We start from the raw sequence: 23,643 nt of genomic DNA on the forward strand, positions 1-23,643 counted from the left end.
GAGAAATTCATCTTCAGCTTTTTGTTATGATCTTTGCAAGTTGTTCGAATGTCATATCGCTTTTTACGACAAACTCACCTAGTTGAACTTTCGTATGATAACCAGTATTGATTAAATATTGTTCGAATTCAAAAGCATCAGTGATGATTCCTGCGTCCTTTAAAAGTGTGGCAATCTCACTCGATTGCATCCCACTAATAATGTTAAGTTTGTACTCCTTAACTGCTTCCGCAGGCTGTTCTTCTTCTTTGGCTGTCTCTTCTTTCGTGGTATCCGTTTGTTCTGTCTCTTTTGTTTCTTCTTCAGGTGGTGTTGCCTCAGCATCCTTTGCCTTTGCTTCTAATTCTTCATATGCTTTTTCTTCAACTACTTTATATCCTTTATCTTCTACTTGGGCAATTAACTCTTCATTACTTAGCTTAGCTGCTGCTCCATTGTCTCCAGAAAAGTAATAATACGTCCCAAATATGCAAGTGGATAAGAGAAGACCAAAAGCGAATGCTCTTAGGTGAATCTTATTCATATGTTTCTCCTCTCATAGAAAACTCATTTAAAATAATCTCAACATCCTCAATAGGAAGAGAAGATTGCTTTGCAATTTGTTCAATGGAGAGACCTTGTTGAGATAGTGACCAAACTTGGTTCTTTAAAATAGCATGAACCTCTCTTTTTTGAGAAGCAGTACCAGAGAAATCTGAATCGGGTACTAAAAGTTCCTCCTCGAGAATCTTTATTTTTCTCTTCATTTGATATAGCTCTTGAATTTGGTTTAGGGATAACTGATCAATTTCATTCTTAAGCTCTTTCACCGGATCCTTAACAAAAAAAGATAGGACGAAGAGTAGTATAGATATAACCAATAAACTTAGTAACACATATTCCATTTCTTTCACCTCTTAAAAAATCAATAAAAACATTGTATCACTATACACGACAATTTTCGAATCAAAGTAAGAAGATAAGAGGGTTTTGTCGAGGTAAATAAGAAAAAAAGGTCGAAATGACTATTTTTTCTTACAAGACTTGTAAATTTTAAAAATAATTCTTCCTATAAAAAAAGGTGTGACGGGGTTAGGCAGATTACGACAAAATGTGTTTATTGTGAGAGAAACCTATCAGTGCTACGATGAAACTAACAAATAGGTATTTTTAAAGACTGAAAACTACTGTTAATTTCTAAATTCTTGAGGTGCATAATGACGATTGTTTCCGATACATTGGCTAAAACAAAAGAAAAGGATGGGATACACACTCAATTTATTGCTAAAGACAAGCTTTTCGTTTGTTGGTATACGTCACCACTAAAAATGGATGTTATACAACGCTTTTTTAAACAGTCTCTTGTAGGTCAGATTGTGAGAGTTTATGATGTGACCAAACAACTCGATAATAATGAGACAAAGTTTCCTTTCTTAGATATTAGTGTTCCTGTACAACAAAACTATTGGACATTAAAAGGTTTGAAGGATAACAAAGTATATTTACTGGAATTAGGGTTTTTCGTGGAGGATCAATACTTCCCAGTTCATCGTTCTGAGTTTATCCAAATAGAACAAACGGATTTCCTTGAAGAACAGAAGTCACTTCATGTCATTGTAAAAAATTCACGTGAATGGAATGAATATGTTAGCACATACAGCTTATATGAAAATGTGAAGGAAAGTGAGTGGGAACGTGAACAATAAGAAAATTCTAATGCTCTCATGGGAATACCCTCCAAATGTTGTTGGAGGATTGTCTAGGCATGTGGAAGGATTAGCTAAAGCATTAACGATCATTGGCTATCAGATTCATATCATAACGACTTGGGTCGAGGCGCTTCCAATGTATGAAAGAATAGGTAATATAGAAATATTTAGGGTAGTTCCTTTGAATGAGGGAGACTCCAGCTTTATTCGTTGGGTCGGAGGCTTAAATTTATCAATTGTTCATCAAGCAATGGATCTGATGAAAGAACATGAATATGCTTTGATTCATGCTCACGATTGGCTTGTAGGTGCTGCTGCGGTGACATTGAAAGAGAAACGACAGTTACCTTTAGTTACAACGATACACGCTACTGAACATGGTAGGAATGAAGGAATATATACTGAAATGCAAAAAAAGATTTATGAACAAGAGAAAGAGCTCATTCATCATTCAGATAAAATCATTATTTGTAGCTCTTCTATGAAAGAAGAAGTACTTCACATTTTTAAAATAGAGCCCGAAAAAATTGTCATGATTCCTAATGGAATAGATACAAGCATTGCCAACATTACTTATAAAAAGGAAATCTTAGAAAAATTCCCCATTCATAAGAAGAAAAAAATGGTCTTTTCAATTGGTCGGATGGTAAATGAAAAAGGTTTCCATACTCTTATTGAGGCAGCAAAAGAAATGGAAAGAAGTCGACCTGATGTTTACTTTATTATTGCTGGGAAAGGTCCAATGCTTCAAGAGTTTAGACACCGAGTGGAAGTCCTTGGGTTGAACAATATTCATTTCATTGGATTTGTTACAGATGACGAAAGAGAAGCTCTCTTTAAACAATGCTATTTAGCTGTTTTTCCAAGTTTGTATGAGCCGTTTGGGATCGTTGCGTTAGAAGCTATGGCCTACTCGAAACCAACGATTGTATCGAATGTTGGAGGTTTAAAGAGCATTATTAGTCATTTACACACGGGGTTATTAATGTGTAGCAATAATGCCAAGAGTTTTATTGAGCAGGCAATGATGCTTTTAGACAATGAAGAACTTGCCATACAATTAGGTGAGAGTGGTAAGAGAATGGTTGATACGATGTATAGCTGGAATAAAATTGCAGAGGATACACACCGAGTTTTTGAAGAAACGGTTATGCAGATTAGGTTGTAACTAAGTTTGCACAAACAAAGGATGTAGAGGAGAGATAAGAATGAAGGGCGTGATATTGGCTGGTGGGAAAGGGTCCCGGATGTCGCCACTTACATTATTAACTCCTAAACCTCTCGTACCAATTTTGAATACTCCTGTCATTGATCTTTGTATCTCATGGTTAAAGTCACAGGGAGTAACGGAAATAGCCATAACAATCCATCATCTAGCGACAAAAATACAAAAACATTGTGGTGACGGGAGCAAATATGGAGTTAAGCTTGTTTATTTATATGAGACAAACCCGATGGGTACAGCAGGTGGTCTTCAAGCTTTAAAGGAATTTATTGATGGAACATTTATTGTGATATCTTCAGATGTGGTTAATCAATTTAATCTTCAAAAGGCTGTTACATTCCATTTTGAATCAAGAAGTGAGCTTACGGTAATAACAACTTCGATAGCACAACCTGAACATTACGGGATAGTCATCAAAGATAAGAAAGGGAAAGTTCGTTGTTTTCTTGAAAAGCCGCCTCAGCACCTAATCTTTAGTGATCAAATCAATACAGGAATTTATATTATTGAACCATCCATATTAAACTATATTCCAAGCGACTGTCCATTCGATTTTAGCCATGATTTATTTCCCTTATTACTGGAGAAGAATGTTGCTCTTTACAGCTTTAGTTTGGAGGGCTACTGGATGGACATAGGTCAAATTCATACATACCACCAAGTACATCGAGATTTCTTGTTACCCTTCTTGGGATGGAAAGAAAAAAGAGGGTACAAGGAGATTAAAAAAGATGTGTGGGTTGGCCCAAATTGTGAAATAGATCCTTTGTGTAGAATTGAAGGTCCCGTTCTAATTGGTGAAGGTTCAAAACTTGGTTCCAATACGATCATTGGAGCAAATACCGTCATTGGGAAAAATTGTGTAATAGAGGTGGACTGTTTTATAGAAGATTCCATTCTATGGGATGGAGTTCAAATAAAAAAGGACTCTCATATTGTAAATTGTGTCATCGCTTCATTTGTTGTGGTTGAAGAAGGAGCGAGTATGCTGGATAATATGGTGGTTTTTGAAAAGAAAGAGATTCAGAGTAAAATAAGTAGTAGTGCTGCTACCAAACCTGAAAATTTTTATGAAAATGGCCTTATTTATGAGCATGAGGATTATCAAGGTAGTGAATACAGCATGGAGAGTCTTGAAACAAAGCTCCCAATTGATGCAATAGTGACTATAACAAAAATACATTGTCCCTCACAATTAAAAAGTAAAATGGTTAGAATACTTATTGAGAGTATGCTTGAAAAAACAAGGGATATAAACATAAAAGAAGGAGTTCAGCTCCACTTAAGTGATAATCGTTGGATATATATATTTCCGTTCGAAATGGAAGAATATATAACCATTTATACACATGCGGAGAGTATTGAAACTGCTAGAGCAATGGCCTATGAATGCCGTAATCAAATAACGATCTATCAAGGGGTGTAATATGATAACAAATACGTATCTGTCGATAGAAAAGGATCCAGTTGAGCACACTCCTTATATGAGAAAACAGTTTTCAACTATACCGGGTTTATGGATAGGTGGAAATATGCATTGGATCTCCAATGGGCATGAAAAAATAATCTCTTCAGAGTTGATTTCCATTCATGTTAAAGAAGAAAGTATCCATTCAAAAGTTCGATTGTTCCAAGTGTATGTCAGAAATCATAGTCCAGTGGAAAAGAACATGAAGCTAGTCTTTATGAGCCGTCATCACGAAGTGGCAACCGAACATCTCTCGTTTGTATCGCCACTTGAAAGAGTGATTTTTCATCTTTCAGGTGAAAAGATGTTTCTAGTAAATGGGAAATCCGAAGAAGGAGCGATTCAACAAACCGTACAGCCTCTTTGGAATATTCCAACAGAACAAATATGGGCCGATCAAACGAAAGGAATCTTGAAATATCAGCCGATGGGAAAGGGTGCTGCGGCAAGTATCTTTACACTCGACTTAACCGTACCAGCTCAAACTTCGAGAAAAGGCACCGCGTGGGTGGTTCAAGGAACGGAGAAAAATTTGCTTCTACATCTTAATGATACAATTTTAAAAAAACACACTAGCATTTCAAAATAAATAATGGTATTATAGAAAAGTCGTATGAACAAATAACGAACAAGTCTGAACAGATAGAGTTTGGAGGGATAAATATGCGTGTGAACATTACATTAGCTTGCACTGAAACTGGTGATCGTAACTATATCACTACAAAAAATAAGCGCAATAACCCAGATCGTATCGAGCTGAAAAAATATTGCCCAAGATTAAAGCGAGTTACTTTACACCGTGAAACAAAATAAGCAGTAGGGTCATTCCCACTGCTTTTTTTTGTGTTTATATTCATACATACATTCAAATACCAGGGGGAATTTCATTGACCAGTAAAAGGTTCCTTCGTACCATCCTTCAACAAGACCTTCAGAAAAAGCCGCAACAACAATATGAAAATCAATCCACTCAGATTGCTACTCGTTTATTCAAAACGGAGGAGTGGAGGGACGCTACTACCATTGCAATTACCATTTCAAGAACACCAGAAGTAGATACATACCCGATCATTCGTGAGGCTTGGGAAGCAGGGAAAACGATTGTCGTTCCAAAGTGTCACAAAGAGACTCGTACAATGACTTTTCATAGAATTCAATCTTTTGAACAACTAGAAACCGTCTTTTTTGGCCTGCTAGAACCAATTGTCAGTCAAACGGTTGAAGTTCATAAAAGTAAAATAGATTTAGTTATTGTCCCAGGCTTAGGGTATACATCAAAAGGCTACCGTATTGGGTTCGGGGGTGGTTATTACGATCGTTTTCTAAGTGATTATGAAGGTAATACGATCTCATTAGCTTTTCCAGAACAAATCATCCCTTCGCTTCCATTAGAACCACATGATATTCCTGTGAAAAAGCTTATTACCTCAGAGGAGGTTATTGGTATTGATTGAATATATCCTAATATCGTCCTTTATCATTGTGGCATCTATTCTTGGGTATGCCTTGCGTTTTTTGACCAAGTCAGGGAGTGTATCAGCTGTATTTGTTGGGCTACTTATTTGCTTTGGCTTAGGGCTAAAAGGATTGATTTTATTAGGGATATTCTTTGTTTCTTCCAGTCTTTGGTCTGTATACAAAAGGAAGGAGAAAATGGTAGTCGAGGAGAAGCATGCGAAGGGTTCTAGACGTGATTATCAGCAAGTGTTGGCCAATGGTGGAATGGCGGCACTACTAAGCGTATTGTATGGATTCTTTCAAACTAATCATTTACTCTTAGCTTTTTGTGTTTTTATTGCTACATCTAACTCTGATACTTGGGCATCGGAAATTGGCACGTTAAGTAAAAGACGCCCTTACTCTGTTCGTACTTTTTCAGTTGTTGAAAGAGGAACGTCGGGAGCAGTCAGTTTATTAGGGACAATGGCAGCGGTAGCAGGAGCTATTTTGATTGCCTATTCATCTTATGTACTATTTAACTTACAAATATCTGAATTTTGGGTGATTTTTTTATTTGGATTTCTAGGTAATGTTATAGATACATTCCTCGGTGCATATCTACAAGCGTTGTATAGGTGTTCTCGATGTGGGGTAGAAACCGAGAAAATCATTCATTGTCAAAGAAGAACAGCGTTAATAAGAGGAAGAAAATTTTTAAATAATGATGTTGTAAACTTCATATCTGGCATTGCTCCTGCTATAGCGATATTGTTAATGTATTAGGTCATGAAAATAATGTAATGTGGAAACCATAAGTAATGAACGAAGGAGGGAATGGAATGAAAAATCATGTTAATCGTGTAGCTCTAATTGGAACGGGTGCTGTAGGTTCTAGTTATGCATTTGCACTGTTAAACCAAGGGGTAACGGAAGAACTAGTGCTAATTGATTTAAATAAAGAAAAATCAGAAGGAGATGCTATGGATTTAAACCATGGGATGCCTTTTGCTCCAAGCCCAACAAAGATATGGTTTGGTGATTATAGTGATTGTAAAGATGCTGATTTAGTGGTCATTTGTGCAGGGGCAAATCAAAAGCCAGGTGAAACTAGATTAGATCTAGTTGAAAAAAATACGCGTATTTTTAAAGGGATTGTTGAGCAAGTTATGGCAAATTCCTTTGATGGTATATTTTTAGTTGCTACAAATCCGGTAGACATTTTAACCTATGCTGTCTGGAAGTTTTCTGGCCTGCCTAAGGAAAGAGTCATTGGATCTGGTACGATTCTTGATACAGCAAGGTTCCGCTACCTGTTAGGAGATTATTTTAATGTAGATACAAGAAATATTCATGCCTACATTATCGGTGAGCATGGTGATACAGAGCTTCCTGTATGGAGTCGAGCTGATATTGCCGGCATTCCAATTTCACAATGGATTAAGAAAAATAGTGAGTATAAGCAAGAGGATTTAGAGGAGCTATTTCTTAATGTAAGAGATGCAGCTTATCACATTATTGAAAGAAAAGGTGCGACTTTTTATGGAATCGCCATGGGCTTAGTTCGTGTAACAAAAGCGATCTTGCAAAATGAAAATTCGGTTCTTACTGTTTCAGCCTACCTTGATGGGGAATACGATCAAAATGATGTATACATAGGCGTACCTGCAGTCGTAAATAGAAATGGAATTAGAGAAGTAGTTCATTTGGATCTAGATGAAACAGAGAAGGTAAAGTTTGCTCACTCTGTTAAAGTGCTAAAAAAGACAATGGAACCTGTCATGAAGATTGAAAAATGATTTTCATTTGTCATGGATAAAAATGAATTTGACGTTTCAAACTATAGGTAGGAGGGATGAAAATGTCACGTTTATTTTCTATGGTATTAGTTGGTATTGGTGGATATTATGCCTATAAGAATCGTTTTCGATTGGTTAATATCATACTCGGTAGTCCAATGATAAGAAGAATGGTTGTAAGTTCCTTAATGAATGTACCGTATGTTAGAAATTTAATGACAAAAACGGTATTCTCAGGACGTCCTGCCTTTTAAGAAAAAGACCAAAGTTTTTGTAAACTTTGGTCTTTTTTATGCCCATTTATCCATTGTAACAGAACTGAACTCAAAACTTTTTTATTAAGAATCAATCTCGTATATAATGTGAGTAAATCTTTGTAAAGGGAAGAGGGGGAAGCTTGAATAAATTAGAAGATTATTTATTTTGGAAGCTAGCACATTTTCTTATTCATAAAAAGGAGTATCGACTGTTAAGAACCTCTCCTTCGCAAGAGGAATTATGGTTTGAAAGAGTAGAAAACAAACAAGTACCAATTATTCGACTTAGACGGATCGACTTAGACTGGAGCAATTGGCTTGCTCGGGATATTGAGAACAGCGGGAATAATGGTGAAGCTATCCGACGTCAATTGGTTCGCGGCGAGGCTAACGTATTAAATTTATATGTGTCAGCCTATCCACCGGTTGATGACTATGATTTTCTGCTCTCGGAAAGTAAGTTTCTGAAGACAAATGTCACAACAAAGGTGATTACCCGGGATACTTATCATAAGGAAATCTCTGAATTGGAATATATATTTAGTGAGGAGATACGATTTGAGAAACAGGAGGAGTACTCTTCAAATGAAATCGAGGACTTAAAAAATGCTACTTTAGAAAAAGCTGTTGAGCGTATAAGAATGGAGAAGAGCATGTTTGAAAATGGAAAACCTCTTTTTACATATGTCTTTATGGCCCTTCAAATTATTGCTTACCTTTTTCTAGAGTGGAAAGGTGGAAGCACGAATACGGCCACGCTCATAAAGTATGGTGCGAAGTTCAATCCACTTATTTTAGAGGGACAATGGTGGAGGTTTTTTACCCCCATCTTACTTCATATCGGATTTATCCATTTATTTATGAATACACTGGCCTTGTACTATCTTGGGCCGACAATTGAAAAAATATATGGACGTATGAGATTTCTTTTAATATACTTGTTCGCCGGTTTTAGCGGATCAGTGGCAAGTTTTTTATTTACTACAAATCTTTCGGCTGGTGCAAGTGGAGCAATCTTCGGTTGCTTTGGAGCTCTTCTATACTTTGGACTTAACTATCGATCCCTCTTCCTTCGGACAATGGGCTTCAATGTTCTGGTTGTTATTGCCATCAACCTGTCTCTTGGTTTTACGATTCCAGGAATTGATAACGCTGGTCATCTAGGTGGTCTTGTAGGAGGATTTCTAGCTACGGCCGTTTTACATTTTCCAAAACAAAAAAAATGGTTACAGAAACTATTAGTATTATTCCTTACTGTAGGAGGAATGGGTAGTTTGTTATGGTATGGCTACGCAAATCCAGAAAAAATTACAGATGCACAATCGGTGATGGTCTTGTCTCAAGTGTATCTTCAGGACGAGAATTATGATGAAGCCTATCATTTATTGACCCATGCGATTCAAACTCATCATTCCTCTGCAGAATTATTTTTTCAGCTCTCTTATGTTGAGATCAAACAAAACGATCTCGCTTCAGCGGAGCTACATTTAAAAAAGGCAGTAGACCTTGATCAGTATTTTCATGAGGCATTCTATAATCTTTCCCTTGTTTCCTATGAATTAGGAAACAAAGAAGATTCCCTAACATATGCACAAAAAGCAGCTGAACTCGCTCCCGAGCGAGAGGAGTATCAAAGTTTTTTAAATAAAATACAAGAATAATACATGATTCCCAAGGTGATGTTTTTGCATCACCTTTTTCAATTGAGAGAGTATGTTTTTATGGGGGGATGTCTAAGATGTTGAAGTATACATGGAAATCTTTGGAGAAAGCTCTTCATTTGAACGAGGTGAACGCTATGGAAGCAGCAAAACATAAGGTGAGTTCAAAACTACATACCAACACAAGTTATTTAAGAGATGCTCTTGGTGTCGATAAAAGCTTTGATGTTATTCAACTAGATGTAGAATACGCAGAGAAAGAAATGGCGTTTTATTTTGTGGATGGCTTTGTTAAAGATGATATCCTGCATTATTTAATGAAACTATTAGCAGATTTAAAGAAGGAACAGCTTGAGCCTGATGCACTGAGTGCATTGTTAAAAACGTATATTCCTTATGTCGAAGTGGAAACTACAGACGATTTGGATAAGGTAGTTGACACCGTATTAGCAGGTCCTACGGCACTTCTTGTAGATGGGATACCGACAGCCATTTTAATTGACGCCAGAACCTACCCAGTTCGTGGCCCTCAAGAGCCAGATATTGAAAGGGTGGTTAGAGGAGCAAGAGATGGCTTTGTCGAAACACTTGTTTTTAATACAGCTCTGACCCGAAGAAGAGTAAGAGATCGTACACTACGGATGGAATATATGCAGGTCGGAAGAAGATCAAAGACGGATATCGTTATTAGTTATATAGAAGATATTGCCGATCCTCATATGGTTAAACAGCTAAAAGAAGCTTTATCAAAAATTGATACGGATGGCTTACCGATGGCTGACAAAACAATTGAGGAGTACTTGTCAGGTAGACATTGGAATCCCTTCCCCGTGATTCGATATACCGAAAGGCCAGATACAGCGGCTACACATTTATATGAGGGACATGTTTGTATCATCGTGGATGGGTCACCAAGTGTGATTATTACCCCGGTTACCTTTTGGCACCATCTACAGCATGCAGAGGAGTATCGAAACAAACCTATAGTTGGTGCGTATCTTAGATTAGTACGTTTTATTGCGGTTTGGTCTTCTATCTTTTTGTTGCCAATGTGGTATTTATTAGCAACGAATAAAGAATTGTTGCCAAAAGCTCTTTCCTTTATAGGACCCAATGAGATGGGACAAATACCACTTTTTCTACAGTTTCTTCTGATTGAGATTGGGCTCGACGTGCTAAGGATGGCAGCTATTCATACTCCATCAGCATTAGCAACTGCCCTTGGTCTTGTAGCAGCCTTGATGATTGGACAAGTTGCTGTCGAAGTAGGATTATTGAGTAACGAAGTCATTTTATACTTCTCTATTGCTGCGCTTGGAACGTTTGCAACCCCGAGCTATGAATTGAGCTTAGCCTCAAGATTAGTAAGGCTGTGCTTACTGATTTTCACAGCTCTATTCCAGACAATCGGGTTTGTGGTGGGGATCGTACTTTTAATCCTGTTGCTTGCAAATATGAAATCTTTTGGTGTCCCATATCTTTGGCCATTCATCCCCTTTGATATAAAAGCATTAAAAGATGTTCTTATTCGATCACCGATTCCTTTAAAAAGTAAGAGGCCAGAAATTTTAAATCCTCAAGATCCTGATAGATAATTCATGTCTTTCTTTTTAGAAAGGCATATTTTTTTTGTAGTATTGAGTAAACCGTGATTTTCGATTATACTTAATTATGAAAGCGTTTGTACAAGCTTTCACAATTAAGTACTTGAGGTAAATACATGAAGAATACATATGATATTCAACAATTTTTAAAAAAGTTTGGGACTATTATTTATGTTGGTGACCGCCTTGCTGATTTAGAATTGATGGAGGAAGAACTGAAGGAATTATATCAATCTCAGTTGATTGAAGAACAGGACTTTCAAACGGCATTATTTATTGTACGTCATGAAATTCAACAAATAAAAAAATAAAGAATAGTAGGTGCGAATATGACAGATAAGTGGTTGGTTGGGGTAGATTTAGGGGGAACAACAACAAAGCTTGCTTTTATTAATCAATATGGTGAAATCCTGAAAAAATGGGAAATTCCAACAGATAATAGCGATAAGGGGAAAAATATTACAATAAACATTGCCAAATCAATTGATCAGGCGCTTGAAGAGTTAGATCAGCCTAAAAGTAAGCTTTTAGGGATAGGAATGGGTGCACCTGGTCCAGTAGATTATACAACTGGAATTATTTACAATGTTGTAAATTTAGGCTGGGATGATAACTATCCTTTAAAGGATTTATTAGAAGTAGAAACATCTCTACCTGCTATCATTGATAATGATGCAAACTGTGCGGCATTAGGTGAAATGTGGAAGGGTGCTGGAAATGGTGGGAAGGATATCGTTGCTGTCACGTTAGGAACAGGTGTTGGAGGTGGGGTGATCGCTAATGGGCATATTGTTCAAGGTGTAAGCGGAGCAGCCGGTGAGATTGGTCATATTACTTCCATCCCTGTCGGTGGAGCACCTTGTAACTGTGGAAAAACAGGTTGCTTGGAGACCATTGCTTCAGCAACAGGTATCGTTCGAATAGGAAAAGAAAAGCTTAAGAAGGCACAGGATTTAAGTGGAGAACTCGCATCGATTTATCGTGAAGAGGGCACCATCTCAGCCAAAAATATATTTGATAGCGCAAGAAATGGAGATGGACTTGCAAAAGAAGTAATTGAGGAAGTAAGTTTCCATCTTGGATTAGCATTAGCTAATATTGCAAACACACTTAACCCAGAGAAAATTGTTCTTGGGGGAGGGGTTTCAAAAGCGGGAGATATTTTACTTGACAGCGTTCGTCAAAACTTTGAGAAATACGCCTTCTCAAGAGTTAAGGAATCAACAAAAATCGCTGTTGCAACACTTGGAAATGACGCAGGTGTTATTGGTGCAGCTTGGTTAATAAGAGATTATGTTAGTAAATAATTTGGATGGAGCCTCTACGAATTTAGTGGAGGTTCCTTTTATTTTTAGTCAATTTTAAAAAAATGGGACAAAGTTGAAACTATTTTAAGTTTCAAACGTCTATTATTAGGGTAATATGGAGTTCAGTAATTTAACATTCTATAAAACAATTATTATGATGAGTTTGATTTTTTGTTAAAAACGTATTAAGATTATTTTTGGTTAACTATGATTATACCAAAATATACCATTGACCAAGAAACAGGAGGTACCAGGCTGCATGAACAAGTTGAAATGGTCAAAGTTTCCTTTGATTGCAATTGCAATCGTATTGCTTTGGATAAAAACATATATCGTCTATAAAACTAGCTTTGATATTAAAATTGAGAACTGGAGACAAGAGTTTATTTTATTTATAAACCCGTTAAGTTTCCTTATGTTTATCTTTGGTATTGGCTTGTTTTTAAAGGGAAAAAGCCAAAATCGATTCATAATTACAACAAGTTTTCTGATGTCGGCCGTTCTGTTTAGTAATGTTGTTTTTTATCGTTTCTTTAATGATTTCTTAACGATACCGGTCTTGTTTCAAACAAGTAATATGGCAGACTTAGGAAGCAGTGTGAATGAACTTCTAGAATGGAAGGATCTTTTGTATTTCACTGATTTCTTTCTTATCGTTGCTTTTGTGTTGCGAAGACCAACCTTAACAGAACAAAAAAATCGTAACAAAGTAGTAATAAGTGCGTATTATTTACTTACCGCTGCCATTGCATTTTTTAATTTAGGTTTGGCTGAAGCAGAAAGACCACAACTCCTTACTCGAACATTTGATAGAGAAATGCTTGTTAAAAATATTGGAACATACAATTACCACATTTACGATGCCTTTTTACAGTCTAAATCTTCCGCTCAAAGAGCATTAGCTGACGGCAGTGAATTGGTGGATATAGAAAACTATGTTCGAGCGAATTACAAGCGTCCTAGTGATGATATGTTTGGAATTGCTAAAGGGAAAAATGTCATCTTAATCTCAATGGAATCAACGCAAAGCTTTGTTATTAATCAGGAAGTCAATGGCCAAGAAATTACGCCCTTCCTAAATCAATTTATTAAGGAAAGTTATTATTTTGATAACTTCTATCACCAAACTGCACAAGGTAAAACGTCAGATTCTGAGTTTATAGTTGAAAATTCTTTATATGGCTTAAGCCGTGGGGCAGTCTTCTTTACTCATTCAGAAAATGAGTATCGGGCGACACCAGAAATTCTAAATGAAAATGGCTATTACACAGCTTCTCTCCATGCTAATAACAAGAGTTTTTGGAATCGTGATTTAATGTATGATTCATTAGGTTATACAAGATTTTATGCATTGGGCGATTATGACGTAGATGAGACAAACTCGATTGGTTGGGGGCTTAAGGATATTCCTTTCTTCGAACAATCAGTTGATCATTTATTAAATATGCCAAAACCGTTTTACTCGAAATTTATTACTCTAACCAATCACTTCCCATTTGAACTTGGCGAGGAAGATTTGTATATTCAACCTTATGATTCTACTAATAAAACAGTAAATAATTATTTCCCTACGGTCCGTTATCAAGATGAGGCATTAAAGCTTTTTATTGAAGAATTAAAGGAAAATGGATTGTACGAGGAGTCAATCATCATCTTATATGGTGATCATTATGGAATATCGGAAAATCATAATAAAACCATGGGTGAGTTTTTAGGTAAAGAAATCACACCGTTTGAAAGTACGCAGCTTCAAAGAGTACCTTTAATCATCCACATTCCTGGGCAAGAAGGAAAGGTTATTCACAATGTGTCAGGACAGGTTGATTTAAAGCCTACAATCCTTCACTTACTTGGAATTGATACGAAGCAAAATATTGATTTCGGATCGGATCTGTTTTCTAAAGACTATACAGAGTTTACTCTGCTTCGTGATGGAAGTTTTATCACGAAAGACTATGTTTACACCAAAGGCACATGTTATGACAAATCGACAGGGGAAGCTACTGATTCTGCTGATGCTTGCGAGCCATACATGGAAAAAGCGAAAAATGAGCTGGAGTACTCTGATAAAATTGTTTATGGGGATTTGCTTCGCTTTTACGAAAAATCTGGGAATATCAAAAAAGACACAAATGAGTGATCAAAGAGAAGCCTACTTTTTGTAGGCTCTTTTTGTTTTAGATTTCCCTACTCTTTCTAGGAATCTTTTTTCATCTTCTTCATATGAATCGATAAAGGAAGGAGATGATGGTCTTGAAAGTTAAGGTTCGGTCTGGTGACTCATTGGAGTATTTTAGTCAATTATTTATGTTGCCCATGCATTTACTGCTAGACGCTAACAAAATGACAAATGATACAATCCTTGAAAAAGGGCAAACGATACAGATTCCAGGATTTGAGATAGAAAATCGAATAATTGGACAGAATGATGCCTTTTGGAGACTAGCTCTTCACTATAATCTTTCCATCGATGCATTATTGTTAGTCAATCAGAAGCGTAATCCAAACAGTTTTGAGAAAGGCGAAACTGTTAATATACCAAAGCGAATGATTAAACCAATTATACACGGTCAAACATTTTATGATTCAGCTCTACTTGAAACAGATATTAGAAAACTTGTTGAAATGTATCCTTTTGTCTCAACAAGTACCATAGGGCAAAGTGTTCGTGGAAATCCGATTTATGAGCTTCGGTTCGGCAAAGGAGATTTAAAATTACACTATAATGCTTCTTTTCATGCGAATGAATGGATTACTACCCCGATACTCATGCAGTTAGTGAATACCTTTCTTTTGGCATTAATCAATCAGAGAACAATCAGAGGAATAGATATTCAGAGCCTATACAACCGTGTCGATGTATCTATCGTACCTATGGTGAATCCAGATGGAGTGGATTTGGTTTTACATGGTCCGCTAGAAAGTGAGAGGGCTCAACTAGTAACATACAACGGTGGCAGTAGTGATTTTGTAGGTTGGAAAGCAAATATTCGTGGAGTTGATCTTAATAATCAATTTCCGGCCAAATGGGAAATTGAAAAAGAGAGGAAAATACCGAAAGCACCATCAGCTAGAGATTTCCCTGGTAATGAACCTTTAACAGAACCTGAGGCAATTGCAATGGCTCAGCTGGCTAAGGAAAGGAATTTTCATCGATTATTGGCTTTTCATACACAAGGAGAAGAGTTTTATTGGGGTTATGAAGGATTAGAACCTTCTGAGGCATATTCACTGGCAAACGAGTTTGAACGTGTCAGCGGATATCGTTCTGTACAATATATTGACAGCCATGCAGGCTATAAGGACTGGTTTATACAAGAGTTTAAACAAGCTGGGTTTACACTCGAACTTGGGAAAGGAATCAATCCGCTCCCGTTATCACAGTATAAAAAGATATATCATGAAATGCTTGGAATTTTCTTAGCTGCCATGTATGTTTAAGAAGATTTTACTTGTTCACCGCAATAGAGAAAGGTAAAATAAATATAATTGTCTTTAAGGAGGAAAAGATTAGTGTTTTCAGTAAAAAACAAACAGGCACTTTATCTCATTCTTTTCCTTCTTTGTAATATTCTATTATACGGATGTAGTAAGGAAAGTGTACCAAAAAGCTTGCCTCAATCATTACATAATAATGAGTTGAAAAAGAAGGAAATACCCCTATCGTTTATTGGTGGTAAGCTTATGCTGCCCATTAAAGAGATGAAGGGAAGCTTTTCTTCTGCTAGTGGTTGGTTAGATAATCAAACCATATTATATGTAACAGAAACTAGTGAGGGTTCCTCCATTTTTTCCTATGACTTAGTAGAGGGTCAGTCGACTCTTTTGTATTCGAGTGTTTATCCTATTGTATCGGTAACTATTAGTCCTAGTAGAAACAGTATACTTATTCATTCTTCACCTAATTCAAGTATGGGATTGGTAACAATTATCTCGTCTAGTGGAAAAATCATCTTGTCATCAGAAATACCATCTAATGAATTGGCTATCGAATGGAACGAGTATAATGAAAATCTTTTGCTAATAACGAGTTTTACTGAAGATTGGCAATATCACACCTATACATTAGATATTAGCAAGAATACACTTGCTCAAATAACCATCCCTCAACCTTTTGCGTATTGGAGTAATGTTAACGAACTTCTATACCTCGATTGGCGTACGGATAGTCCATCGCTTTCTGCGCCGTTAAAAAAGTATAATATTAATAGTAAAGTAAGTAAGGATGTCTTGAAGGATGTTTATCAGGTAGATGTTTTTCCGAAACACACACTTACTATAACCATAGACCCTAGTGAAGAATCATCTGTAGGAAGCTACACATTTTTTGATCAAGACTTTCAAGTGAAGTCAAAATTGTTGTTGCCACAACTGTCGAATTTTTCAGGGTGGTCCGTACCTTTTTATGATTTCAACAAGGATTCTCATGAATTCTTTACATTTAAGCCACAATATAGTTCGGAGATTGACACTTACGAAGGAACGTTCGACCTTATTAAGTTTTCTGTTGAGTCTAATGAGGAGTTTGTAGTAATAGAAGATATAGTGAATGAACCCATCAGCTGCTCTCCAAACGGAACATTGTGTCTGTACGGATACAGTCTAGAGAAAATCCTCCTGCTTGGAGAGAAAAAGAAATTAGGGTTGATAGAAGAATAAAAAAGGACTGCGAATACTTTTCGCAGTCCTTTTTTATCGCAATGCTATTGTATTAGTGCGTTGCTGGATATCCATGGTGGATCACAGTCATAACTGTAAAGAAACCGAATATAGCTAAAGTTCCTACAGCAAAAAATAACCCAAGAAAATTTTTGTTTTTTAGTGAACTAAATGCTCCGTATGCTGATAGCAATGTAACTAAAGCAAATATAATGACCAATCCCACTTTGACAGCCCCCTTTATCAAATATAAAGACAGACAAATGCCTTTTATTTTTTGTGCATATTCAGTATCCTATGTAACGTAAGTGTTTACATTCGTATTTTATTTTAGCGGTTTTTATCCCATTTGTCGAGGTCTAAAAATGACACTTTCTTGACATCAATTCTGTAGAGCAATGTTTCTCCTTTCCGTAAAACTAGTGTAAAATATCCTTATGATCAAATGTTAGGGAGGAAAATCTTATGAAATGGGAACAAGTCCCCCTCGGTCCGTTACAAACCAACAGCTATATCGTAACCGAAGGATATCATTGCCTCGTTATTGACCCGGGTGATGAAGGGAAAAAACTTATTCAATTACTAGAAAAAAGAAAAGTGGTACCACAAGCAATTCTATTGACACATGCTCATTTTGACCATATTGGAGCAGTGGACATCATTAGAGATCATTATCGAGTACCCGTATATATACATAAGAAAGAAGAAAACTGGTTGGGAGATCCCTCTTTAAATGGGTCAAAATTCTTTATGATGCCAGTCTCTACATCCGTAAAGCCAGCAAATATGTTCTTTGAAAAGGAAGAAACAATAACTATCGGGGACTTTACTTTTTCTGTGTTTGAGACGCCTGGACACTCTCCAGGAAGTGTGTCGTTTTACTTTGAGGAAGCAGAATTTGTTATTTCAGGAGATGCGTTGTTTCAACAAAGCATCGGGAGAACAGACCTGCCTGGTGGAAATCATGATCAGCTTCTTAAGAGTATTCATAGTAAATTACTTGCACTTCCCGAGCAAACTCTAGTGTTACCTGGACATGGATACACAACAACTATTGGAGACGAGATGGATTCCAATCCATTTTTAAATGGTTTTTAACAAAGGCTCTTTTCTTAACTTTGTAGCTTTTTGAAACATAATTTGATTGATTGTGCTAAGAAAACAGCTTTAACAAATGAAAAGACCCTTCTCAACGTGAGTAGGGTCTTTTATAGGGATACTTCCATTCCTTCTTTGGGAGGGATGGTGAATTACTATTACGATATTACAAAATAAATACTGTGTCAATAGAGGATAGTGGATATGATTGTGAAGGAAAAGATAATTGAAATGATCACTTCATCCAAAGAAAAGCAAATCTCTTATGCTGAATATATGGCATTAGCTTTATATGATAGGGAGTGTGGCTATTATATGAAAGCTGGGGAGAAGGTGGGTCGCCAAGGAGACTTTATTACAACTAGTAACATTGGAAATATTTATGGTCAGCTAATGGCAAGGTGGTACTATAAACAAGTATCGAAGGGAGTTATACCAGCTAATCTTTGTGAAATCGGAGCTGGGTCAGGAAGATTTGCTCAAAGTTTTTTGAAAGAATGGAGTGTATTAACGACCGAACCGATCACGTATTTCGTTTTAGAGGCAAGTCCTTTTCATCAGCAATTGATACAAAGAGGGGTAGAGGATGGGAAAATCATTATTATTGATAGCTTGAGTGCGCTAAAAGGCTTTCAGGGAATGGTTTTTTCAAATGAGTTATTTGATGCTCTCCCCGTACATGTTATTGAGAAGAAAAAAGGGCTCCTTCATGAAGTCATGATTACGGTGGAGAATGAGGATTTAAAGGAATTATTAGTACCACTAACAAACACAAACGTTCAATCCTATGTGACAGAATATATGAGAGACCTACGAGAACACGAGCGAGCAGAAGTACCCATAGCAATGGTTGATTTTATTAAAGAGGCTTCAACTATTATTGACTCAGGAATATTGCTATCGGTTGATTACGGTTATACCGACTCAGAATGGGAAGAACCAGCACGATCAAAAGGGAGCTTAAGGGGATATTCGAAACATCAAATGAAAACAAACCTTCTTGAACACCCAGGAGAGATGGACATCACCTCACATGTTCAATGGGATCCTTTCATTCGTATTGGAAAAAAGTATGATCTTAATTTAGAACGATTTATAAGACAAGATGAATTCTTTTTAGAAGTTGGTATTTTGGAATTATTAAAAGATCATTATGATCCAAATCCTTTCTCGGAACAAAGTAAACGAAATCGTGCAATTCGCAGTTTAATCACTCCGGGTGGTATGAGTAGCCATTTTCAAGTAGTTTTGCAATCGAAAAATTTATCAAAGGAATTCTCGATATAATAAAAAGCGATGGATTAATTCCATCGCTTTTCTCCCTCTTTCATGGGGGTTCGTTCCTATTAATGCCCGCCAGCACCTGGTGTCATCATAAATGTTGACCAGTATGTAAAGCCAACGAAGAACACTGTTAAATAGGCACCAAAAATATAAATATACATACGTTCAGAAAGCTTTAGGTAGCTTAACAGAATGAAAAATCCCGTTTGACCAAAGAATAGCAATGACGTTTGTGGCATATGCCCTAAGTAGAACATAACGGCAAAGATACCTGTCCAAAACCCCAATACTCTAAACATACGATCCATATGATCCCTCCTTTTCACCCTACAAGTCCCTTACCTTACAATATTATAATGTAACCGCTATGAAAAAGTAAACAGGAGTTTGTTTTTAATTCGTTATTAATGCTTGATAAGCACAAGCCTCGCAACCTTTAATTATGTTTTGCTTTTCTAAAAGCTCAACGTCATTAAACAGAGATTCAAACATTCCTTTTAAAAATTCGTGATGTGTTTCACAAACAGCATCTGGATGTTCGGTCGCAATTTCTTTAAATGGACAGTTGAAAATTTGGAAATATATTCGAGTCTGGTCTTCACTCACTTCGAATTCTGGGTAAAAGCCAGCCATTGTTGCCGCGTTTTTTAATGTATTTAACTTTTGTTCAAAAGTAGGGAACTCTCCATTATGAGATCTGGTCATTTCTTGCTCAATCATTTCCTTACCAAATCTTTTCCCGGTCATACGTAACACTTTATGACCTTCTTCTCCAAGAGAGAGCATGGATTCCATAGTGATTTTAGCTAACATCTGATAGTCTCGGAACGGAAAATTCAACTGAATGAGGTCATCTGACAATCGGTATAACCTACTTGGTCTACCACCTTTGCCCGTTTTTTTTGTTTCCGAGATCAGCATGTTCACATCTTCAAGCTTAGAAAGATGTAATCTTGCTACGTTCGGATGAATATTAAAATTGTCTGCAATTTCTTGAACGGTAACTTCCTGATGTCTTTTGGTAATGTACTGATAAATGTAATAACGAGTTGGGTCCGATAATACATTTGTTATTTTCAATGTTTGTTCCATCTTAGCCACACCTCTCGGATCTCCTTAAATTTATTCCATTATAATACAGGCGGAGATAGTAAAAACTGTATTCACTATTAGTTTATAAAATGTTCACAACTTGTTGGCGAAATATTGAACAAATAATTATACAAAAGTTATACAAAAGATTTAAATATATTTAACAGAACAATGAAAACACCTTCAAAGGCGGGAAAAGGATGAATGATTTGATATTTTTCACTTATCCAAGTTGTACATCTTGTCGAAAAACGAAAAAGTGGCTGACAGCCAATGCGGTGGCATATGAGGAGAGGCATTTATTTAAAGAAACACCGACAAGTGAGGAGTTAAAAGTATTACTTTCACTTACCACAGAGGGATTGGACGAATTACTTGCAACAAGAAGCCGAGTATTTAAAAGTCTTAATCAGGATGTGAATGACCTTACTCTTTCACAGGTAATCAATATGCTCGTTGAAGAGCCTAGATTGTTAAAAAGGCCTATTGTTACTGATGGCAAAAAGTTAGTGGTCGGTTACAACCCAGACGCATTAAAGAGCATTTTGAACAGAAAAATGATTAAAAAAGTAGCTAGATAAAAAAGGGAAGACCAAGGTCTTCCCCTTTTTTACTTTGTTGTCCAGCTACGAAAGCTAGCCCCTCGGGGTCATAAGCCAAATCTCTCCGGAAGGCGGGCCTTCCTGCAAGATTCGTCTTATGCCTGTCGGGGCTGAACAAGCTTTCTCCGCTTTTCTTACTGGGCTAGCTGGATTCGAACCAACGCATGACGGAGTCAAAGTCCGTTGCCTTACCGCTTGGCTATAGCCCATTTTTCGTATCAATTAGTGCTGTTACTAACTTGTTTGTACTAATTATTATGGTTGCTTTGTTGAAAAATATTCACACTTTTTCTCCCCTCATTTTCGATTGAAGTGATACGATAGGTTTATCCAAATGAAAAGGTGGTGTCTTATTGGTGACTTCGATTGAAGAATTAGCCGATCGAATGTTGAAGGATGCTGTTACAAAGCAAGCAACCGATATCCACATTATCCCACGCAAGCTTGACACTCTTGTTCAATTTAGAGTGGCACATCGCCTCGTTACTCGCTATTCGTTCCCTATCGAAGAATGCGAAAGGTTAATCTCCCATTTTAAATTCAGTGCGTCCATGGATATTGGGGAAAAAAGGCGACCCCAAAACGGTTCCTATTCCATAGTGGTCGATCATCAGCAAATTGGTTTGCGCCTCTCTACACTTCCAGGCAACAAGAAAGAAAGTTTAGTCATACGACTGCTCCCCGAACACCATACAATCCCTTCTTACCAAGTTTCCTTATTCCCTTATATGACAAATAAGCTTCTTGCCTTACTAAAGCATGCCCACGGATTAATCATCTTAACTGGTCCAACTGGCAGTGGAAAAACCACAACCTTATACACATTGCTCGAAAAGAGCACGAATTTATTTGACCGAAATGTGATTGCTTTAGAAGATCCAATTGAAAAGGAAAGTGACGCTGTTTTACAGGTTCAAGTGAATGAAAAAGCTGGAATATCCTATGCGACAGGATTGAAAGCTATCCTTCGTCATGACCCAGATATAATAATGGTGGGTGAAATTCGAGACAGTGAGACAGCCAAAACGGCAGTGAGAGCAGCGTTAACAGGACATCTTGTGTTATCAACTATGCACACTCGCGATGCAAAAGGGGCGATTTATCGACTTCTTGAATTTGGTGTAGATTGGATTGAAATCGAACAAACTCTTGTTGCAGTTACGGCTCAAAGATTAGTAGAACTTAGTTGTACACTTTGTACAACTGAATGTTCAAATGTTTGTTTTGGTTGTGAGCGTTCAAAGAAAGCGTGTGTGTTTGAAATATTAGCAGGTCAACCATTAAGTTATGTCATTCAGGAGGCAAGAGGGGAAAAAAGAGCGTATGACTATACGACGCTAAGGAAGGTCATATCAAAGGGGATTGCGCTTGGTTTTATAAAAGAAACGGAGTATGAGCGATGGGTGTTGGACAATGAAATCAAATAAGTGGTTATTAACGGAGCAATCCAACTTGCTAAAACATGTGGGTGAATTACTTGATAGAGGGTACTCCCTGGCCGAGGCGTTGGAATCCACTTCCTTACAGATGGGAGAAGGGAAGAAAATCCAACTGAGTAAAAGTATCAAATTACTAAGAGAGGGTTTCGCTTTTTCGTTCGTTATTCAAAAATTAGGATTCCACCAAACCTTAGTCAGCTATGTGTATTTTGCAGAGCAACATGGTGGTCAAGCTCATGCATATATGGAAGCAAGTAATTATATGATGAAGCAACAGAAAGATAAGAAAGAACTAATTAAAGTATTAACTTATCCCCTTATTCTTGTTTTTACTACTATCCTCCTTTTTGTATTTGTTGATCAATTCCTTTTACCAAAGTTTGTATCTCTCTTTCAATCCATGGGGTTGTCTTCCAACTTCTTTACAAGGGTTATTCTCCTTATTGGCTCTTCTTTCCCCTTCATTAGTGCTCTTTTAGTATTAACTCTACTTGTATGTGCTAGTTACTATCTTTTTGCCTTCAAGAATTATTCCGCCATGAAACAAAAAGAGATTTTAGTGTCCATTCCGTGGTGTGGTCCGTTTTTTCAATTATTAATTACTCACTATTTTTCTGTGCAAATGAGTTATTTGTTAGGAGGGGGGCTTTCGATTTTTGAGGCGGTTAGTCTTTTTGAAGGAAATAAGAAAAACAAGTTTGATCAAGAGCTAGGAGTTTATTTGAAGCAACATCTATTAAAAGGGACTAGTCTAGAGGAAATTATTAAAAAGCAGAAGATATTTGAGCGTGACTTATCAATTATTATCCAGCACGGCCAAAAAAATGGCCGGCTTGATCAAGAGTTTCATTTCTTTAGCAGCTATTGTATGAATAGATTTCAAGAAAAAGTGAATTACATAATGAAATTTATTCAACCGTCTATATACCTACTTGTAGGATTATTAGTGATTTCAATGTATCTATCCATCTTACTACCGATGTTCCATTTAATGGAGGGTATATGATCTTAAGGAGGAAAAAA

The 23,643-nt window shown here is 36.8% G+C and carries 26 protein-coding genes and 1 tRNA gene; 21 read left to right on the forward strand and 6 right to left on the reverse strand.

Annotated features, from left to right (window positions below; translation table 11 throughout):
- Nucleotides 1-13: 13 nt before the first annotated feature.
- Both ACFFHF_RS03895 and ACFFHF_RS03900 read right to left on the reverse strand, forming a co-directional pair.
- Complete coding sequence (locus ACFFHF_RS03895; RefSeq protein WP_160547409.1) at nucleotides 14-523, reverse strand: endolytic transglycosylase MltG; 510 nt, start codon at nucleotides 521-523, stop codon at nucleotides 14-16.
- A complete protein-coding gene (locus ACFFHF_RS03900; RefSeq protein WP_160547408.1) occupies nucleotides 516-884 on the reverse strand; it encodes a hypothetical protein in 369 nt (122 codons plus the stop codon). Before ACFFHF_RS03900 ends, ACFFHF_RS03895 begins: the two co-directional genes overlap by 8 nt.
- A 312-nt stretch (nucleotides 885-1,196) precedes the next feature.
- Here ACFFHF_RS03900 and ACFFHF_RS03905 point away from each other — a divergent pair, with 312 nt between their 5' ends.
- The 16 genes from ACFFHF_RS03905 (at nucleotide 1,197) to ACFFHF_RS03980 (ending at nucleotide 17,105) form a co-directional block, all read left to right on the forward strand.
- A complete protein-coding gene (locus ACFFHF_RS03905; RefSeq protein WP_377057621.1) occupies nucleotides 1,197-1,685 on the forward strand; it encodes a DUF4912 domain-containing protein in 489 nt (162 codons plus the stop codon).
- A complete protein-coding gene (locus tag ACFFHF_RS03910) occupies nucleotides 1,675-2,856 on the forward strand; it encodes a glycosyltransferase family 4 protein (protein WP_377057622.1) in 1,182 nt (393 codons plus the stop codon). Before ACFFHF_RS03905 ends, ACFFHF_RS03910 begins: the two co-directional genes overlap by 11 nt.
- 40 nt (nucleotides 2,857-2,896) lie before the next feature.
- Nucleotides 2,897-4,339, forward strand: coding sequence for a nucleotidyltransferase family protein (locus ACFFHF_RS03915; RefSeq protein WP_377057624.1), 1,443 nt, complete (start codon nucleotides 2,897-2,899; stop codon nucleotides 4,337-4,339).
- 1 nt (nucleotide 4,340) lies between these two features.
- Nucleotides 4,341-4,970 carry a hypothetical protein gene (locus tag ACFFHF_RS03920; protein ID WP_377057625.1) on the forward strand — a complete coding sequence of 210 codons (630 nt, stop codon included), beginning with the start codon at nucleotides 4,341-4,343 and terminating at the stop codon, nucleotides 4,968-4,970.
- A 74-nt stretch (nucleotides 4,971-5,044) separates the two neighbouring features.
- Nucleotides 5,045-5,194 (forward strand): 50S ribosomal protein L33, encoded by a 150-nt coding sequence (gene rpmG, locus ACFFHF_RS03925; RefSeq protein ID WP_066049658.1) that lies wholly within the window; start codon nucleotides 5,045-5,047, stop codon nucleotides 5,192-5,194.
- A 74-nt stretch (nucleotides 5,195-5,268) separates the two neighbouring features.
- Nucleotides 5,269-5,835, forward strand: coding sequence for a 5-formyltetrahydrofolate cyclo-ligase (locus tag ACFFHF_RS03930; RefSeq protein ID WP_377057627.1), 567 nt, complete (start codon nucleotides 5,269-5,271; stop codon nucleotides 5,833-5,835).
- Entirely contained in the window at nucleotides 5,828-6,604 is a 777-nt protein-coding gene (locus ACFFHF_RS03935) for a DUF92 domain-containing protein (protein WP_377057629.1), read from the forward strand. The genes ACFFHF_RS03930 and ACFFHF_RS03935 overlap by 8 nt, the downstream gene beginning before the upstream one ends.
- Nucleotides 6,605-6,660: 56 nt before the next feature.
- Nucleotides 6,661-7,617 (forward strand): L-lactate dehydrogenase, encoded by a 957-nt coding sequence (locus tag ACFFHF_RS03940; RefSeq protein ID WP_160547402.1) that lies wholly within the window; start codon nucleotides 6,661-6,663, stop codon nucleotides 7,615-7,617.
- Nucleotides 7,618-7,679: 62 nt separating this feature from the next.
- Nucleotides 7,680-7,871, forward strand: coding sequence for a protein YqgO (yqgO, locus tag ACFFHF_RS03945; protein WP_377057630.1), 192 nt, complete (start codon nucleotides 7,680-7,682; stop codon nucleotides 7,869-7,871).
- A gap of 143 nt (nucleotides 7,872-8,014) precedes the next feature.
- Nucleotides 8,015-9,535, forward strand: a complete 1,521-nt coding sequence (locus tag ACFFHF_RS03950) for a rhomboid family intramembrane serine protease (RefSeq protein WP_377057632.1) — start codon at nucleotides 8,015-8,017, stop codon at nucleotides 9,533-9,535.
- 137 nt (nucleotides 9,536-9,672) lie between these two features.
- A complete protein-coding gene (locus ACFFHF_RS03955) occupies nucleotides 9,673-11,130 on the forward strand; it encodes a spore germination protein (RefSeq protein ID WP_377057660.1) in 1,458 nt (485 codons plus the stop codon).
- Between the two features lie 125 nt (nucleotides 11,131-11,255).
- On the forward strand, nucleotides 11,256-11,450 hold the full coding sequence (locus ACFFHF_RS03960; protein WP_160547398.1) for a YqgQ family protein: 195 nt from the start codon (nucleotides 11,256-11,258) through the stop codon (nucleotides 11,448-11,450).
- An 18-nt stretch (nucleotides 11,451-11,468) separates the two neighbouring features.
- Complete coding sequence (locus ACFFHF_RS03965; RefSeq protein WP_160547397.1) at nucleotides 11,469-12,446, forward strand: ROK family glucokinase; 978 nt, start codon at nucleotides 11,469-11,471, stop codon at nucleotides 12,444-12,446.
- A 259-nt stretch (nucleotides 12,447-12,705) separates the two neighbouring features.
- Nucleotides 12,706-14,586 carry an LTA synthase family protein gene (locus tag ACFFHF_RS03970; protein WP_160547396.1) on the forward strand — a complete coding sequence of 627 codons (1,881 nt, stop codon included), beginning with the start codon at nucleotides 12,706-12,708 and terminating at the stop codon, nucleotides 14,584-14,586.
- Between the two features lie 113 nt (nucleotides 14,587-14,699).
- Nucleotides 14,700-15,887, forward strand: a complete 1,188-nt coding sequence (locus ACFFHF_RS03975; RefSeq protein ID WP_160547395.1) for a M14 family metallopeptidase — start codon at nucleotides 14,700-14,702, stop codon at nucleotides 15,885-15,887.
- A 72-nt stretch (nucleotides 15,888-15,959) separates the two neighbouring features.
- Nucleotides 15,960-17,105, forward strand: coding sequence for a YqgU-like beta propeller domain-containing protein (locus ACFFHF_RS03980; protein WP_160546589.1), 1,146 nt, complete (start codon nucleotides 15,960-15,962; stop codon nucleotides 17,103-17,105).
- 52 nt (nucleotides 17,106-17,157) lie between these two features.
- On the opposite strand, the gene ACFFHF_RS03985 is transcribed toward ACFFHF_RS03980, so the two are convergent.
- Nucleotides 17,158-17,331, reverse strand: a complete 174-nt coding sequence (locus tag ACFFHF_RS03985; RefSeq protein WP_340904624.1) for a DUF2759 domain-containing protein — start codon at nucleotides 17,329-17,331, stop codon at nucleotides 17,158-17,160.
- Between the two features lie 239 nt (nucleotides 17,332-17,570).
- On the opposite strand from ACFFHF_RS03985, the gene ACFFHF_RS03990 reads away from it, so the two are divergent.
- Nucleotides 17,571-18,203, forward strand: a complete 633-nt coding sequence (locus ACFFHF_RS03990) for an MBL fold metallo-hydrolase (RefSeq protein WP_160546588.1) — start codon at nucleotides 17,571-17,573, stop codon at nucleotides 18,201-18,203.
- 204 nt (nucleotides 18,204-18,407) lie between these two features.
- Nucleotides 18,408-19,490 (forward strand): class I SAM-dependent methyltransferase, encoded by a 1,083-nt coding sequence (locus tag ACFFHF_RS03995; protein WP_160546587.1) that lies wholly within the window; start codon nucleotides 18,408-18,410, stop codon nucleotides 19,488-19,490.
- Nucleotides 19,491-19,549: 59 nt separating this feature from the next.
- On the opposite strand, the gene ACFFHF_RS04000 is transcribed toward ACFFHF_RS03995, so the two are convergent.
- Complete coding sequence (locus ACFFHF_RS04000; RefSeq protein ID WP_160546586.1) at nucleotides 19,550-19,795, reverse strand: DUF2626 domain-containing protein; 246 nt, start codon at nucleotides 19,793-19,795, stop codon at nucleotides 19,550-19,552.
- An 85-nt stretch (nucleotides 19,796-19,880) separates the two neighbouring features.
- Nucleotides 19,881-20,579 (reverse strand): helix-turn-helix transcriptional regulator, encoded by a 699-nt coding sequence (locus ACFFHF_RS04005; protein ID WP_160546609.1) that lies wholly within the window; start codon nucleotides 20,577-20,579, stop codon nucleotides 19,881-19,883.
- A gap of 200 nt (nucleotides 20,580-20,779) precedes the next feature.
- On the opposite strand from ACFFHF_RS04005, the gene mgsR reads away from it, so the two are divergent.
- Complete coding sequence (mgsR, locus tag ACFFHF_RS04010; protein WP_160546585.1) at nucleotides 20,780-21,160, forward strand: transcriptional regulator MgsR; 381 nt, start codon at nucleotides 20,780-20,782, stop codon at nucleotides 21,158-21,160.
- 158 nt (nucleotides 21,161-21,318) lie between these two features.
- Here the strand turns inward: mgsR and ACFFHF_RS04015 are convergent.
- Nucleotides 21,319-21,390, reverse strand: a tRNA-Gln gene (locus ACFFHF_RS04015).
- Between the two features lie 147 nt (nucleotides 21,391-21,537).
- Here ACFFHF_RS04015 and comGA point away from each other — a divergent pair.
- Complete coding sequence (gene comGA, locus ACFFHF_RS04020) at nucleotides 21,538-22,608, forward strand: competence type IV pilus ATPase ComGA (RefSeq protein WP_377057661.1); 1,071 nt, start codon at nucleotides 21,538-21,540, stop codon at nucleotides 22,606-22,608.
- Nucleotides 22,595-23,626, forward strand: coding sequence for a competence type IV pilus assembly protein ComGB (gene comGB, locus ACFFHF_RS04025; RefSeq protein WP_160546584.1), 1,032 nt, complete (start codon nucleotides 22,595-22,597; stop codon nucleotides 23,624-23,626). The genes comGA and comGB overlap by 14 nt, the downstream gene beginning before the upstream one ends.
- The last annotated feature ends 17 nt before the right edge of the window (nucleotides 23,627-23,643 follow it).

The organism is Robertmurraya beringensis (genome assembly GCF_042433785.1).
Lineage (GTDB): Bacteria > Bacillota > Bacilli > Bacillales > Cytobacillaceae > Robertmurraya_A > Robertmurraya_A beringensis.

What these genes read in the sequence shown, in the direction of transcription:
- ACFFHF_RS03990 (WP_160546588.1), top strand. Translation starts at nt 17,571, where the DNA reads ATGAAATGGGAACAAGTCCCCCTCGGTCCGTTACAAACCAACAGCTAT.
- ACFFHF_RS03905 (WP_377057621.1), top strand. Translation starts at nt 1,197, where the DNA reads ATGACGATTGTTTCCGATACATTGGCTAAAACAAAAGAAAAGGATGGG.
- ACFFHF_RS03960 (WP_160547398.1), top strand. Translation starts at nt 11,256, where the DNA reads ATGAAGAATACATATGATATTCAACAATTTTTAAAAAAGTTTGGGACT.
- ACFFHF_RS03965 (WP_160547397.1), top strand. Translation starts at nt 11,469, where the DNA reads ATGACAGATAAGTGGTTGGTTGGGGTAGATTTAGGGGGAACAACAACA.
- rpmG (WP_066049658.1), top strand. Translation starts at nt 5,045, where the DNA reads ATGCGTGTGAACATTACATTAGCTTGCACTGAAACTGGTGATCGTAAC.
- mgsR (WP_160546585.1), top strand. Translation starts at nt 20,780, where the DNA reads ATGAATGATTTGATATTTTTCACTTATCCAAGTTGTACATCTTGTCGA.
- yqgO (WP_377057630.1), top strand. Translation starts at nt 7,680, where the DNA reads ATGTCACGTTTATTTTCTATGGTATTAGTTGGTATTGGTGGATATTAT.
- ACFFHF_RS03920 (WP_377057625.1), top strand. Translation starts at nt 4,341, where the DNA reads ATGATAACAAATACGTATCTGTCGATAGAAAAGGATCCAGTTGAGCAC.
- ACFFHF_RS03955 (WP_377057660.1), top strand. Translation starts at nt 9,673, where the DNA reads ATGGAAGCAGCAAAACATAAGGTGAGTTCAAAACTACATACCAACACA.
- ACFFHF_RS03940 (WP_160547402.1), top strand. Translation starts at nt 6,661, where the DNA reads ATGAAAAATCATGTTAATCGTGTAGCTCTAATTGGAACGGGTGCTGTA.
- ACFFHF_RS03895 (WP_160547409.1), bottom strand. Translation starts at nt 523, where the DNA reads ATGAATAAGATTCACCTAAGAGCATTCGCTTTTGGTCTTCTCTTATCC.
- ACFFHF_RS03915 (WP_377057624.1), top strand. Translation starts at nt 2,897, where the DNA reads ATGAAGGGCGTGATATTGGCTGGTGGGAAAGGGTCCCGGATGTCGCCA.
- ACFFHF_RS04005 (WP_160546609.1), bottom strand. Translation starts at nt 20,579, where the DNA reads ATGGAACAAACATTGAAAATAACAAATGTATTATCGGACCCAACTCGT.
- comGB (WP_160546584.1), top strand. Translation starts at nt 22,595, where the DNA reads ATGAAATCAAATAAGTGGTTATTAACGGAGCAATCCAACTTGCTAAAA.
- ACFFHF_RS04000 (WP_160546586.1), bottom strand. Translation starts at nt 19,795, where the DNA reads ATGGATCGTATGTTTAGAGTATTGGGGTTTTGGACAGGTATCTTTGCC.
- ACFFHF_RS03970 (WP_160547396.1), top strand. Translation starts at nt 12,706, where the DNA reads ATGAACAAGTTGAAATGGTCAAAGTTTCCTTTGATTGCAATTGCAATC.
- ACFFHF_RS03995 (WP_160546587.1), top strand. Translation starts at nt 18,408, where the DNA reads ATGATTGTGAAGGAAAAGATAATTGAAATGATCACTTCATCCAAAGAA.
- ACFFHF_RS03900 (WP_160547408.1), bottom strand. Translation starts at nt 884, where the DNA reads ATGGAATATGTGTTACTAAGTTTATTGGTTATATCTATACTACTCTTC.